The organism is Pseudomonas sp. B611 (genome assembly GCF_055407965.1).
The window spans coordinates 94,737-108,784 of the sequence record NZ_JBUZST010000006.1; the positions used below are offsets into that span (position 1 = coordinate 94,737).

Consider the following 14,048-nt stretch of genomic DNA (forward strand, 5'->3'; position numbering starts at 1 on the left):
TATGCCCTTGCGCCTTGCGCTGCTTTTGCTTGTTACCGGTCTCGCGGCCGGTTGTGTTTCATCGGGCCATGACAGCCCTATGCAAACCGGTAAAGGCCGTGATGAGGCGCGGGTTGCCTATGTGCAACTGGGCTTGGGTTACCTGCAACAAGGCATGAGCGAGCAGGCCAAGGTGCCGCTGAAGAAGGCCCTTGAGCTCGACAGCGACGATGCCGACGCCAATGCGGCGCTGGCCCTGGTGTTCCAGGCCCAGGCCGAGCCTGATCTGGCCCACCACTATTTCCGCAAGGCGCTGGCCTCCCGACCTGCCGACCCACGGCTGCTGAACAACTACGGCAGCTTCCTGTTCGAGCAGAAACGTTTTGACCAGGCCGCCCTTTATTTCCAGCAAGCCAGCGCCGATACCCTTTATCCTGAGCGTTCCCGTGTATTCGAGAACCTTGGGGTGACCTCGATGCGCCTCGGTCAGCGCGACAGTGCTCGCCAACAGTTGGAAAAAGCCCTGCATTTGAATGGTCGTCAGCCTCGGGCACTGCTCGAAATGGCTGAGATATCCTTTGATGACAGGCATTATGTGCCGGCACGTGACTATTACGAGCGTTTTAGCCTGCTCAGCGGGCAAAATGCACGTAGTCTATTGCTCGGCGTGCGCCTGGCGACGGTTCATGAAGAACACGACACGGCCGCACGTTTTGGCCAGCAACTCGAACGACTCTATCCCGGTACGCCGGAATATCAGCAATACCTGTCGGAGCAATGATGAAAGCGGCGCACCCGGAAGTTGTAGCAGCTAATCGCGTAAACCCAGGCGACACCTTGCGTCAGGCCCGCGAAAGCAATGGTTGGTCGCTGGCAGAAGTGGCCCTCAAGCTCAATTTGACCACCACGTCCCTGAGCAACCTGGAAGCCGGCGCGTTCGACAAGTTGCCTGGGCATACCTTCGCCCGTGGCTACATCCGCGCCTATGCCAAGTTGCTGGGCATCGACCAGGCCGTACTGGTCCAGGAGTTCGACCAGTTCACCGGTACCGACTCCCAGGGCAGCAACGTTCATGGCCTGGGCCGTATCGAGGAGCCTGTACGGGTTTCCCACACGATTTTGCGCATTGTCAGCCTGTTGCTGCTGATCGCTGTGGTTGGCGGCGGTTTTGTCTGGTGGCAAGACCAGACCTCCCAGCGCACCAAGGACCTGACCAGCAACGCCATGGAGCACGTCGAAGTCGAAAGCGCCGACGGCACCACGCAGATTCATCCGTTGGACGAGCCGGAAGACCAGGCCGTCGCGCAAGGCCAGGCTGCACCTGAAACGCCGGTCACTGCCGAGCAACCGGCACCGGAAGTGGCGCCTGCCGCCACTGCTGCCGTGCCAGCCCCAGTGACGCCGGCCGCAGCCGCTCACACCCCGGCTGCCGCCGTTGCCCAGGCACCTACGCCAGCCGCACCGGTACAAGCGCCTGCTCCAGCTACTCCGGCCGCTCCAGCCATTTTCCCGCCGACCACCCCAGCGCTGATCGCCGGTGATGGCCGCGTACAGATTACCTTCATCGCTGACTGCTGGACGCAAGTCACCGATGGCAACGGCAAAGTGCTGTTTAGCGGTCTGAAGCGTAAGGGAGATACGCTCGACCAGGGCGGCAAGCCTCCTTTGACGCTGCGTCTGGGCTTTGCCCGTGGCGCGCAAGTGGCCTACAACGGCCAGCCTGTGGACGTGGCGCCGTTCACCAGTGGCGAGACCGCTCGCCTGAAGTTGGGACAATAGTCATGCACGGCGAATCTCCAATCAAACGTCGCGTATCGCGCAAAATCTGGGTCGGCTCCGTGCCGGTGGGTGGCGATGCCCCCATCGCCGTGCAGAGCATGACCAACAGCGACACCAATGACGTGGCTGCCACTGTTGCCCAGATCAACCGTCTGGAAGCGGCCGGCGTCGACATCGTGCGCGTCTCCGTGCCGGACATGGACGCCGCCGAAGCCTTCGGCCGCATCAAGCAACTGGTCAAGGTGCCGTTGGTTGCCGACATTCACTTCGACTATAAAATCGCATTGCGCGTAGCCGAACTGGGCGTGGATTGCCTGCGGATCAACCCGGGCAACATCGGTCGCGAAGACCGTGTGCGCGCTGTGGTTGATGCCGCCCGCGACCGTGGCATTCCAATCCGCATCGGCGTGAACGCCGGTTCCCTGGAAAAAGACCTGCAAAAGAAATACGGCGAGCCTACCCCGGCGGCGCTGGTTGAGTCCGCGCTGCGTCACGTTGAACACCTCGAACGCCTGAATTTCCAGGACTTCAAGGTCAGCGTAAAGGCCTCCGACGTGTTCATGGCGGTGGAAGCCTACCGCCTGCTGGCCAAGGAAATCGTGCAACCGCTGCACCTGGGTATCACCGAAGCCGGCGGTTTACGCTCAGGCACAGTGAAATCTGCGGTGGGTCTCGGTATGCTGCTCGCCGAAGGGATTGGCGATACTATCCGCATCTCGCTGGCGGCAGACCCTGTTGAGGAAGTGAAAGTCGGTTACGACATTCTCAAATCCCTGCGTTTGCGTTCCCGTGGTATCAATTTCATTGCCTGCCCGAGCTGCTCGCGGCAGAACTTCGACGTGGTGAAAACCATGAACGACCTGGAATTGCGCCTCGAAGACCTGCTGGTGCCACTGGATGTCGCGGTGATCGGTTGTGTGGTCAACGGGCCGGGCGAAGCCAAGGAAGCCCACGTGGGCTTGACCGGCGGTACACCGAACCTGATCTACATCGACGGCAAGCCGGCGCAGAAGTTAACGAATGACAATCTGGTGGATGAGCTCGAAAGACTGATCCGCGAGAAAGCGGCCGAAAAGGTCGCGGCTGACGCAGCGCTGATCGCGCGCGGCTGATTGAACGAATTTAAGGATTTGATGTGAGCAAGTCTCTGCAAGCCATTCGCGGCATGAACGACATCCTGCCGGAGCAGACGCCGCTGTGGCGCTACTTCGAAAGCACCGTCGCGCGCCTGCTGGATAACTACGGTTACAAGCAGATCCGCATGCCGATCGTCGAGTTCACCGAGCTGTTCAAGCGCTCCATCGGTGAAGTGACCGACATCGTCGAAAAAGAAATGTACACCTTTGAAGACCGCAACGGCGATTCCCTGACCCTGCGCCCGGAAGGTACTGCCGCATGCGTGCGCGCCGTGCTTGAGCATGGTCTCACCGGTGCTGGCCAGCCGCAGAAGTTGTGGTACATCGGCCCGATGTTCCGCCACGAGCGTCCACAGAAAGGCCGTTATCGCCAGTTCCACCAGATCGGTCTGGAAGTCTTCAATATCGACGGCCCGGACATCGACGCCGAGCTGATCGTGCTGACCTGGCGCCTGTGGGGCCTGCTGGGTATCCGCGACGCCGTCAAGCTTGAACTCAACAGCCTGGGCACCAGCGAATCCCGCGGCCGCTATAAAGTGGCCCTGGTCGAATACCTGTCGGCCCACCTGGACAAGTTGGACGAAGACAGCCAGCGCCGTCTGAAAACCAACCCGTTGCGCGTCCTCGATACCAAGAACGCCGATACCCAAGCCGTATTGGTGGACGCGCCAAAAATGGCCGACTACCTGGACGACGAGTCACGCATCCACTTCGAGGGCCTCAAGGCTCGCCTGGATGCGGCCGGTATCCCGTTCGTGATCAACACCAAGCTGGTGCGTGGCCTCGACTACTACAGCAAGACCGTGTTCGAGTGGGTCACCGACAAACTCGGCGCCCAGGGCACCGTGTGTGCCGGTGGCCGCTACGACGGCCTGGTCGAGCAGATGGGCGGCAAGCCGACCACTGGCGTGGGCTTTGCCATGGGCATCGAGCGGCTGATCCTGCTGCTGGAAACCCTGGAAAAGGTCCCGGAAGAAATCTCCCGTCAGGTGGATGTGTACCTCTGCGCCTTTGGCGAGGCCGCCGAACTGGCCGCCCTGGCCTTGAGCGAAAAGGTCCGCGACCAACTGCCGAACCTGCGCCTGCAGGTCAATGCCGGCGCCGGCAGCTTCAAGAGCCAGTTCAAGAAGGCCGACAAGAGCGGTGCGCTGTATGCACTGATCCTCGGCGATGACGAACTGGCCCAGCAAGTGATAGGTTTCAAACCCCTGCGTGGCCAGGGCGAGCAACAGAACATTGCCTTTGATGCGCTCGCTGCGCACTTGGCCACCTGCGTCGTGCAGGGTTGAAGCTGTCGAACAGCCGAATTTAGCGATTAAGGAGTATTGGGGTGTCGAGTTCTGATGATGATCAACTGGCCGAGTTCAAGGACTGGTGGCAGCGTAACGGCAAGCCCCTGGTTACTGGCGGCCTGCTGGCTTTAGTGGTGGTGTTCGGCTGGCAAGCCTGGCACAAGTATCAGGCCAACCAATCCCAGGGCGCCTCGATCCTCTATCAGCAATTGCTGGAAACCACCCTGACGCCGGACGGCAAGCCCGACCCAGCGCAGGTTGCAGACTTGGCCGGCAAGCTGAAAAACGAATTTGGCGGTAGCACCTACGCCCAATACGGCAGCCTGTTCGTCGCGAAAGTCGCGGTCGATACCGGCAAGCTGGATGACGCGGCTGCAGAGCTGAAGGCCATCGCTGACAAGCCGACCAACCCGACCCTGGGTGAAATCGCACGTCAGCGCCTGGCTCAGGTACTGGCGGCACAGAACAAGGCCGACGAAGCACTCAAACTGCTCGAAGGCGATGCTGACAAGGCATTTGTAGCCACTCGCGAAGAGCTCAAGGGCGACCTGTTGGTCCAATTGGGTCGTACCGACGAAGCCAATGCTGCGTACCAAAAAGCCAAGGCGGCGCTGTCTGATGAAGCGGCGGTCGGTGGCTTACAAATCAAGCTGGACGACTTGGCCAAAGGGGATGCGTGACGTGATCCGTTGGAAACATGCAGCATTGCTGGCTCTGGCCGTTCTGGCCGCGGGTTGCAGCAGCAACAGTAAAAAAGAACTGCCGCCTGCGGAGCTGACCAGCTTCAAGGAAGAAGTGGTCCTGCAAAAGCAGTGGAGCCGCTCCATCGGTGACGGCCAGGGTGACACCTACAACATGTTGGTACCGGCAATTGACGGTGACAATATTGTGGCCGCTGACGTCACCGGCGTTGTGATCTCGATGGATCGCATGAACGGCGACGTGAAGTGGAAGAAAGACCTTGAACTGCCCGTCTCCGGCGCCGTTGGCGTAGGTTATGGCCTGGTGATGCTCGGCACGCTGAAAGGCGAAGTCGTGGCCCTGGATTCCAGCACCGGTGAAGAGAAATGGCGCGCTCGCGTGACCAGTGAAGTGCTCGCACCGCCTGCCACCAACGGCGATATCGTCGTGGTGCAAACCCAGGACGACCGTGTGATCGGCCTCGACGCCAGCACCGGCGAGCAGCGCTGGTTATACGACAGCACCCCTGCGGTGCTGACGCTGCGCGGTACCAGTGGTCCGGTTGTGACCAACAATCTGGCCGTTGCAGGGTTGTCCACCGGTAAAGTAGTCGCCCTTGATACCCAGAACGGCGTGCCGGCCTGGGAAACCCGTGTGGCTATCCCGCAAGGTCGTTCCGAACTGGATCGCGTAGTGGACATCGACGGCGGCTTGCTGCTGTCGGGTGAAACCCTCTACGTCGCCACTTACCAGGGCCGCGTTGCGGCACTGGACCTGCAGAGCGGTCGTGTGAACTGGCAGCGTGATGCTTCCAGCTACGCCGGTGTCGCCCAAGGGTTTGGCAGCGTCTACGTAAGCCTGGCGTCTGGCACCGTTGAAAGTGTCGACGAGCGTTCCACCACTGCACTGTGGAGCAACGACTCCCTGGCCCGCCGTCAACTGTCGGCACCGGAAGTCTTCTCCAGCTACGTAGCGGTTGGCGACTTCGAAGGCTACCTGCACCTGCTGAGCCAGGTTGACGGTCGCTTTGTTGGTCGCGAGCGTATCGACAGCGACGGCCTGCGTGCTCGTCCGCTGGTCGTGGGTAACATGCTTTATGTGTTTGGCAACAGCGGCAAGCTGGAAGCCCTGACCATCAAGTAAGAACTATGCTTGGGGTAACACCCAGGCGGCCCCGCTTCGGCGGGGCATGCGGCATCTGACGATGCTGCCCCGAGCACCAGCCGCTGCCTTGCAGCGGCTTTTGTATTTTCTGAAATAACGAAGTGGAGAGCCGCATGGTTCCCGTAATCGCCCTGGTGGGCCGACCTAACGTCGGCAAGTCCACCTTGTTCAACCGCCTGACCAGGACTCGTGACGCCATCGTCGGCGACTTGTCCGGTCTGACCCGTGATCGCCAATACGGTGAGGCAAAGTGGCAAGGGCGCTCCTACATTATTGTCGACACCGGTGGTATCTCCGGTGACGAACATGGCATGGACGAAAAAATGGCCGAGCAGTCGCTGCTCGCCATTGAAGAAGCCGATGTCGTGTTGTTCCTGGTGGACGCCCGTGCGGGCTACACCGCTGCTGACCAAATGATTGGCGAGCACCTGCGCAAGCGCAACAAGCGTTCCTATCTGGTCGCGAACAAGATCGACAACATCGATCCTGAAGCAGCCCGTGCCGAATTCAGCCCGATGGGCCTGGGCGATGCGATTCCGGTCGCCGGCGCCCACGGTCGTGGTATCACCCAGATGCTGGAAATCGCCCTGCGCGATTTCCCTAAGGATGACGCCGAGGAAGAAGAGGGCGAAGAAGAGATCGTCGCCGAAGGCGAGGAAGCCAAGCGCATTCCTGGCCCGAGCGAAAAAGACGGTATCAAGATCGCCATCATCGGCCGTCCTAACGTGGGCAAGTCCACGCTGGTCAACCGCATGCTCGGTGAAGACCGAGTCATCGTCTATGACCAACCTGGCACCACCCGCGACAGTATCTACATCCCGTTTGAGCGTAACGACGAGAAGTACACGCTGATCGACACCGCCGGTGTGCGCAAGCGCGGCAAGATCCACGAGGAAGTTGAAAAGTTCTCGGTGGTGAAAACCCTGCAAGCGATCAAAGACGCCAACGTGGTGATCTTTGTGATGGACGCCCGCGAAGGTGTGGTGGACCACGACCTCAACCTGCTGGGCTTTGCCCTGGAGGCCGGTCGGGCACTGGTGATTGCGATCAACAAGTGGGACGGCATGACGCCGAGCGAGCGCGATTTCGTCAAGATCGAGCTGCAACGCCGGTTGTTCTTCGTCGAGTTCGCCGATATCCACTTTATCTCGGCACTGCACGGTACTGGCGTGGGCAACCTCTACGCATCCGTACAGAACTCGTTCAAGTCTGCGGTCACCCGCTGGCCGACCAACCGCCTCACCCAGATCCTGGAAGACGCGGTAGGCGAGCACGCGCCGCCGATGGTCAACAACCGCCGGATCAAACTGCGTTACGCCCACTTGGGTGGTGCCAACCCGCCGATTATCGTGATCCACGGTAACCAGATCGAGAAGGTGCCAAAGTCCTACGTGCGTTATCTGGAAAACACCTACCGTCGTGTCTTGAAGCTGGTCGGTACGCCGATCCGCATCGAGTTCAAGGGTGGCGATAACCCGTACGAAGGCAACAAGAACACCTTGACCGACCGTCAGGTGAACAAGAAGCGTCGTTTGATGACTCACCACAAGAAAGCCGACAAGAAGCGCCGTGACAAGAAATAACGGCAGCTTCACGTTGTGAGAGAGGGCTCCTTTGGAGCCCTTTTTTGTGCGCGGTGGTTTGTGCCTTGACCCGGTGCAGTTGGCAGCTTAAAACTTGGGGCTCACCTGCAGGGGCCTTTCGATGATCACCAGCAAGCTGCCGAATGTCGGCACGACCATTTTCACCACCATGTCGCAACTCGCTGCCGAAACGGGCGCGCTCAACCTGTCCCAGGGCTTCCCCGACTTCAACGGCCCCCAAGGCTTGCTCGATGCAGTGGGCAAGCACGTTGCCAGCGGGCACAACCAATATTCCCCAATGACCGGCCTGCCGGCCCTGCGCCAGCAAGTGGCGGCCAAGATCGCCCGCAGTTATGGCGCCACCGTCAATGCCGACAGCGAAGTGACCATCACCCCGGGCGCCACTGCCGCGATCTTCTGCGCCATCCAGGCGGTGATCCGCAGCGGCGACGAAGTTATTGTGTTCGATCCTTGCTACGACAGCTATGAGCCCTCGGTCGAGCTGGCCGGTGGTCGCTGTGTGCATGTGCAGTTGAGCCTGCAAGGCTTTGCGCTGGATTTTGAGCGGATCAAGGCGGCGCTGTCGCCGCGTACACGCATGATCATCCTCAACACCCCACACAACCCCACAGGTGCGCTGATCAGCCGCGCCGAGCTGGACCAGTTGGCCGAATTGATCCGCGACCGTGATATCTACCTGGTCAGCGATGAGGTCTACGAACACTTGGTGTTCGACGGCGTGCCTCACGTGAGCGTGCTGGCCCACGAAGAGCTGTATCAGCGTGCATTCGTGGTCAGCTCCTTCGGCAAGACCTATCACGTCACCGGCTGGAAAACCGGCTACGTGGTTGCACCACCGGCCCTCACTGCCGAGTTGCGCAAGGTGCACCAGTACGTCAACTTCTGCGGCGTGACGCCGTTGCAGTTCGCCCTGGCTGACTTTATGGCCGATCACCCGGAACATGTCGAGGAACTGCCGGCGTTCTATCAGGCCAAGCGCGACCTGTTCTGCGACCTGCTGGCGCCGTCGCGTTTCAGCTTTAGCCGAGTAGCTGGCACCTACTTCCAACTAGTGGATTACTCACAGATCCGCCCGGACCTGGATGACGTCGCCATGTCCTTGTGGATGACCCGCGAGCACGGCGTGGCGACGATCCCGGTCTCGGTGTTCTACCAGAACCCACCGCAAGGCCAGCGCCTGGTGCGCCTGTGCTTTGCCAAACGCGAGGAGACGCTGCGCCAAGCAGCTGAAAAACTATGCGTGATCTAAGTGCACTGCCGGACCTGAGCATCGCCCTGATCCAGACCACCCTGGCCTGGCATGACCGCCAGGCCAACCTGGATCACTTCGAGCTGTTGCTGGAGCAGGCCAAGGGCGCCGACCTGATCGTCTTGCCGGAGATGTTCACCACCGGTTTCTCGATGGAGTCGGCCACCCTGGCCGAGCCGGAACACGGTCCGACCCATCACTGGCTCCAGGCCCAGGCGAAAAAGTACAACGCCGTGATTACCGGCAGCGTGATTATCGAGGCCGCCGATGGCAGCCACCGCAACCGCTTGCTGTGGGCGCGCCCGGACGGCGAGGTGTGGCACTACGACAAGCGCCACCTGTTCCGCATGGCCGGCGAGCACAATCACTACACCCCCGGCGAGCGCCAGGTGCAGTTCGAGTTGAAGGGTTGGCGCATTCGCCCGCTGATTTGCTACGACCTGCGCTTCCCGGTGTGGAGTCGCGATGCCCAGGATACGGACCTGCTGCTGTACACCGCGAACTGGCCCGGAGCACGGCGTTTGCATTGGAACCGCCTATTGCCGGCGCGGGCCATCGAGAACCTGTGCTACGTGGCGGCGGTGAATCGGGTGGGCACGGACGGCAAGGGTTTTGCCTACACCGGGGACAGCCAGGTGCTGGATTTCCAGGGTGAGACCCTGCTCAGTGCGGGGGAGGCGGATGGGGTGTTTCAGGTATGCCTGAGTGCGTCGGAGCTGGCGGCGTATCGCACACGATTTCCGGCGAACCTGGACGCCGATACTTTTGAGTTTGTCTGATAGACCGCTTTCGCGAGCAAGCCCGCTCCCACACTGGATTGGGTTTGCACATTTCAACTTGTGAACACAGTCAAATGTGGGAGCGGGCTTGCCCGCGATGAGACCCTCACAACCAACAAAAAAGGCCCCTGGACTCACACCCAGGGGCCTTCCACATTTCAGCAGCCGATTACGCCGCTTTCGCTTCCAACTGGCTCAACGAGCGATTCAGCGCACTGAACACCGCCTTGAAGCTGGCCGTGGTGATGTTTTCATCAATACCCACGCCATGCACCGGACGCTCACCATTCACACGCAGTTCGATGTAGGCCGCAGCCTTGGCATTGGTGCCCGCGCCGATTGCGTGTTCGTTGTAGTCCATGATCTCCACCTTGATCGGCAGCGCGGCGACCAAGGCTTCCAGGGTGCCGTAGCCCTTGCCCTGCCAGCGCAGGTTGGTTTCGCCCTGGCCCTTGCCCGACACTTCCACTTCCACGCTGCTGTTGCCGTTCTCTTCCTGCAAGCGATGGCTGACCAACGCGTACGGGGTATTGGCTTGCAGGTATTCACGCTGCAGCAAGGCGTAGATCTGTGGTGCCGTCATCTCCAGGCCCACGCGGTCGGTTTCGGCCTGTACCACCTGGCTGAACTCGATCTGCATGCGACGTGGCAAGCTGATGTCGTATTCCTGCTCCAGCAGGTAGGCGATGCCGCCTTTGCCCGACTGGCTGTTCACGCGGATCACGGCTTCGTAGCTGCGGCCGATGTCGGCCGGGTCGATCGGCAAGTACGGCACCTCCCACAGGGCGTCGTCTTTCTGCTGGGCGAAGCCCTTGCGGATCGCGTCCTGGTGGGAGCCGGAGAACGCGGTGTGCACCAGGTCGCCAACGTACGGGTGACGTGGGTGTACCTGGATCTGGTTGCACTCTTCGACGACTTTGCGCACGCCGTCGATGTCGGAGAAGTCCAGCTGCGGGTCGAGGCCCTGGGTGTACATGTTCAATGCCACGGTGACCAGATCGACGTTACCGGTACGCTCGCCGTTGCCGAACAGGCAACCTTCGACACGGTCGGCGCCGGCCATCAGGCCCAGCTCGGTGGCGGCTACGCCGGTGCCACGGTCGTTGTGGGTGTGCAGGCTGATGATCACGCTGTCACGACGGTTGATGTGGCGACCGAACCACTCGATCTGGTCGGCATAGATGTTCGGTGTGGCGCACTCAACGGTGGCTGGCAGGTTGAGGATCATCTTGTGCTCAGGCGTCGGGTTCCACACCTCGATCACCGCGTCACAGACTTCCTTTGCGAACTCCAGCTCAGTGGCGCTGAAGGTCTCCGGGGAGTACTCGAACGTCCACTGGGTTTCCGGCTGCTGGGCGGCGTATTTGACGAACAGCTTGGCCGCGTTGACCGCGATGGCCTTGATGCCGTCCTTGTCCTGGTTGAACACGATGCGGCGGAAGGACGGCGAAGTGGCGTTGTACAAGTGCACGATGGCCTTTTTGGCACCGCGCAGGGATTCAAAGGTGCGCGCGATCAAGTCTTCACGGCCCTGGGTCAGCACCTGGATGGTGGTGTCCGCGGGGATGTGGTTGTCTTCGATCAGGGTGCGCACGAAGTCAAAGTCGGTTTGCGACGCGGCCGGGAACGACGCTTCGATTTCCTTCACGCCTACCGACACCAGGGTCTTCCAGAAACGCAACTTCTTCGCGGCGTCCATCGGCTCGATCAGCGACTGGTTGCCATCACGCAGGTCGGAGCTGCACCAGATCGGCGCAGTGGTGATGGTTTTCGAAGGCCAGGTGCGGTCCGGGATGTCGATGGTCGGGAACGCGCGGTACTTCGAAGACGGGTCTTTGAGCATGCTCATCGGGAAATCCTTTGTTGTAGGGGCCGAGAAAAGGCGGCCTGCCGTGGAACTGTTATTGGGGACAAAACGCGGGACGAGGCAGATCGATTCAGCTTGGCAGTCGTGCGCTGACAAGGCACAGGCTGCGGTGCTGGCGGAGCTGAATGAGGGTGTGAGAGGTTTTCATAAGCTCAACCCTAACCGCCGGGGTGAAAGATGGCAAGCAGTCGGGGAAAATTGAGATAAGTTCTGCTATTGGCGCAGAAAACAAGATTTTATGGTTGGGAATTGTCGCACGTCTATTTTTTATTGCGCGCCATTTGGCTGGCGCGCAATCGAATCAATCAGGGCTGGAAGGCGCCGATAAAGATCGCCGGGTCGACCCGCGCATCGTTGAGGCTGACGTTCCAGTGCATATGCGGCCCCGTCGCACGGCCGGTCGCGCCGACTTTGCCCACCACGGCGCCGCGGGTCAGTTGATCACCGACTTTCACATCGATCTTCGACATGTGGCAGAACATGCTGATAAAGCCCTGGCCGTGATCGACGAACACGGTGTTGCCGTTGAAGAAGTAGTTGCCCACCAGGATCACCTTGCCATTCGCCGGGGTCTTGATCGGCGTGCCGGCCGGCACCGCGAAGTCCAGGCCGGAGTGGGGATTGCGCTCTTCACCGTTGAAGAACCGGCGCACACCGAACTTGCTCGACAACGGCCCGTTCACCGGTTTATCCAGTACCAGGTTGCTTGGCAGGTTGGGGCTGAAACTGCGGTAAGCCTTGATCTGCACCGCCAACTCCGCCTCGATGCGCTTGAGCTGTGCCGGCTCGGGGTTTACCTGGCTTTTGTTTTTCAAGGTGATGCGTTGTTCCGGGTACTTCTTGTAGCCGACGATAAACGGCAGGTTGCGCCCGCCACTGCTGATGCGCTCGTTGCCCGGCTTGACCGTCAGCGGGATGCCGACAATTGCCAGCCAGTTGTCCTGTTCCTTTACCACCAACACCGGTTTGCCTTGGTAGCTGGCCTTCGGTGCAGTTGCCGCCGGGCCCAGATCGACGACGGCAACGCCGCCGGGCACCGGCTTGTTCAAGGTGCGGGTGATGTAGCTGTCGGCGTGGGCGTTAACGGCAAGGCACAACAACATCAACAGGCTGAATAAACGTGGCATCAATCAATCCAATAACGAAAGGGTGACGGGGGTGAGGTGGTTGTCTTCCACCCGCACTTGCAGTTGGCCTTCACCGAGGCGTGCGGTCAGGCGCTGGCCGGTGTGGGTTTGTGCGGCATTGCGAATCGCCTGGCCGCGTTCGTCCAGCAGGATGCTGTAGCCACGACCCAAGGTCGCCAGCGGGCTCACCACGTGCAGCGTCTGCACCTGGCTTTGCAGTTGCAGGCGGCGCGCCTTGAGGCCTTCGCGCATGGCGCGGGGCAGGCGTTCGGCAAGGCTGTCGAGGCGCTGGCGCAGCAGGGCCAGTTGGCGGCCGGGGTGCTGGCCGGCAAGGCGGGTTTCCAGACGGATCAGGCGCTCGCGACGGGTATTGAGGCTGCGCTCGAAGGCGCGGCGCAGGCGCATGTCCAGGTCGTCCAGGCGCTGGGCTTGCTGGCGCAGGCGTTCGCCGGGATGGCGCAGGCGCCGGGCCATGCCTTCCAGGCGCAGGCGGTCGTGGCTCAGGCGGTTGCGCATCAGCATCACCAGGCGGCGATGCAGGTTTTCAACCTGGCGCACCAGATGGCTGGCGTCTGGCGCAAGTAATTCGGCGGCGGCGGACGGAGTAGGTGCGCGTACGTCGGCGACAAAGTCGCTGATGGACACATCGGTTTCATGGCCGATGGCGCTGACGATGGGCGTAACGCAGGCATCCACGGCACGGGCTACGGCTTCTTCGTTGAAGCACCAGAGGTCTTCCAGTGAGCCGCCGCCACGCGCCAGGATCAGCGCATCAAAGCCACGGGCATCCGCCAGTTTCAACGCCCGCACAATCTGAGGTATCGCTTCGCGGCCTTGCACGGCAGTGGGGATCAGCGTCAGTTCAACGTTCGGCGCACGGCGGCGGAACACGCTGATGATGTCGCGGATCACCGCACCGGTCGGCGAACTGATAATGCCAATGCGCCGAGGATGGGCCGGCAGCGGCACCTTGCGCTCGGCGCTGAACAGGCCTTCGGCGCTGAGCTTTTCCTTCAACGCATCGAAGGCCAGGCGCAGCGCGCCGTCACCGGCCGGTTCCACCGTGTCGAGGATCAACTGGTAGTCGCCACGGCCCTCGAACAGCGAGACCTTGCCGCGCACCTTCACCGCCAGGCCATCTTTCAAGGCCTGGCGCACCCGCGCGGCGTTATTGCGAAACAACGCGCAACGCACTTGGGCGCCGCTGTCCTTGAGGGTGAAATACACATGGCCGGAGGCCGGGCGGGCGAGGTTGGAGATCTCGCCTTCGACCCAGATATTGGTGAACACGTCTTCCAGCAACACCCGCGCGCGGCCGTTGAGTTGGCTGACAGTGAGGACTTCGCGGTCGAGGCCCAGGCGGGCAAAGGGATCTTTAATCATGGGCGGCA

At 61.1% G+C, this 14,048-nt stretch carries 12 protein-coding genes; 9 read left to right on the plus strand and 3 right to left on the minus strand.

Features of this window, described 5'->3' with window-relative positions; genetic code table 11:
• Window position 1: 1 nt before the first annotated feature.
• The 9 genes from pilW (at window position 2) to ACZRMO_RS15310 (ending at window position 9,663) form a co-directional block, all read left to right on the plus strand.
• Window positions 2–760 carry a type IV pilus biogenesis/stability protein PilW gene (gene pilW, locus ACZRMO_RS15270; RefSeq protein WP_463973358.1) on the plus strand — a complete coding sequence of 253 codons (759 nt, stop codon included), beginning with the start codon at window positions 2–4 and terminating at the stop codon, window positions 758–760.
• Entirely contained in the window at window positions 760–1,758 is a 999-nt protein-coding gene (locus ACZRMO_RS15275; protein ID WP_463973359.1) for a RodZ domain-containing protein, read from the plus strand. Before pilW ends, ACZRMO_RS15275 begins: the two co-directional genes overlap by 1 nt.
• A gap of 2 nt (window positions 1,759–1,760) precedes the next feature.
• Window positions 1,761–2,870: a flavodoxin-dependent (E)-4-hydroxy-3-methylbut-2-enyl-diphosphate synthase gene (gene ispG, locus ACZRMO_RS15280; protein WP_099585613.1), complete on the plus strand. Its 1,110-nt coding sequence runs from the start codon at window positions 1,761–1,763 to the stop codon at window positions 2,868–2,870.
• Between the two features lie 23 nt (window positions 2,871–2,893).
• Window positions 2,894–4,183 carry a histidine--tRNA ligase gene (hisS, locus tag ACZRMO_RS15285; protein ID WP_017736817.1) on the plus strand — a complete coding sequence of 430 codons (1,290 nt, stop codon included), beginning with the start codon at window positions 2,894–2,896 and terminating at the stop codon, window positions 4,181–4,183.
• 41 nt (window positions 4,184–4,224) lie between these two features.
• Window positions 4,225–4,866, plus strand: coding sequence for a YfgM family protein (locus ACZRMO_RS15290; protein WP_124525059.1), 642 nt, complete (start codon window positions 4,225–4,227; stop codon window positions 4,864–4,866).
• Window positions 4,859–6,010 (plus strand): outer membrane protein assembly factor BamB, encoded by a 1,152-nt coding sequence (gene bamB, locus ACZRMO_RS15295; RefSeq protein ID WP_124525058.1) that lies wholly within the window; start codon window positions 4,859–4,861, stop codon window positions 6,008–6,010. Before ACZRMO_RS15290 ends, bamB begins: the two co-directional genes overlap by 8 nt.
• A gap of 134 nt (window positions 6,011–6,144) precedes the next feature.
• Window positions 6,145–7,614 carry a ribosome biogenesis GTPase Der gene (der, locus tag ACZRMO_RS15300; RefSeq protein ID WP_124525057.1) on the plus strand — a complete coding sequence of 490 codons (1,470 nt, stop codon included), beginning with the start codon at window positions 6,145–6,147 and terminating at the stop codon, window positions 7,612–7,614.
• Between the two features lie 121 nt (window positions 7,615–7,735).
• Window positions 7,736–8,884: a pyridoxal phosphate-dependent aminotransferase gene (locus ACZRMO_RS15305; RefSeq protein ID WP_463973360.1), complete on the plus strand. Its 1,149-nt coding sequence runs from the start codon at window positions 7,736–7,738 to the stop codon at window positions 8,882–8,884.
• Window positions 8,872–9,663, plus strand: coding sequence for an amidohydrolase (locus tag ACZRMO_RS15310; protein ID WP_463973361.1), 792 nt, complete (start codon window positions 8,872–8,874; stop codon window positions 9,661–9,663). The genes ACZRMO_RS15305 and ACZRMO_RS15310 overlap by 13 nt, the downstream gene beginning before the upstream one ends.
• 169 nt (window positions 9,664–9,832) lie before the next feature.
• On the opposite strand, the gene leuA is transcribed toward ACZRMO_RS15310, so the two are convergent.
• The 3 genes from leuA to xseA form a co-directional block, all read right to left on the minus strand.
• A complete protein-coding gene (leuA, locus tag ACZRMO_RS15315) occupies window positions 9,833–11,512 on the minus strand; it encodes a 2-isopropylmalate synthase (RefSeq protein WP_017736812.1) in 1,680 nt (559 codons plus the stop codon).
• Between the two features lie 323 nt (window positions 11,513–11,835).
• Complete coding sequence (locus tag ACZRMO_RS15320) at window positions 11,836–12,657, minus strand: peptidoglycan DD-metalloendopeptidase family protein (RefSeq protein ID WP_463973362.1); 822 nt, start codon at window positions 12,655–12,657, stop codon at window positions 11,836–11,838.
• Between the two features lie 3 nt (window positions 12,658–12,660).
• Complete coding sequence (gene xseA / locus ACZRMO_RS15325; RefSeq protein ID WP_124525053.1) at window positions 12,661–14,040, minus strand: exodeoxyribonuclease VII large subunit; 1,380 nt, start codon at window positions 14,038–14,040, stop codon at window positions 12,661–12,663.
• Window positions 14,041–14,048 lie beyond the last annotated feature (8 nt).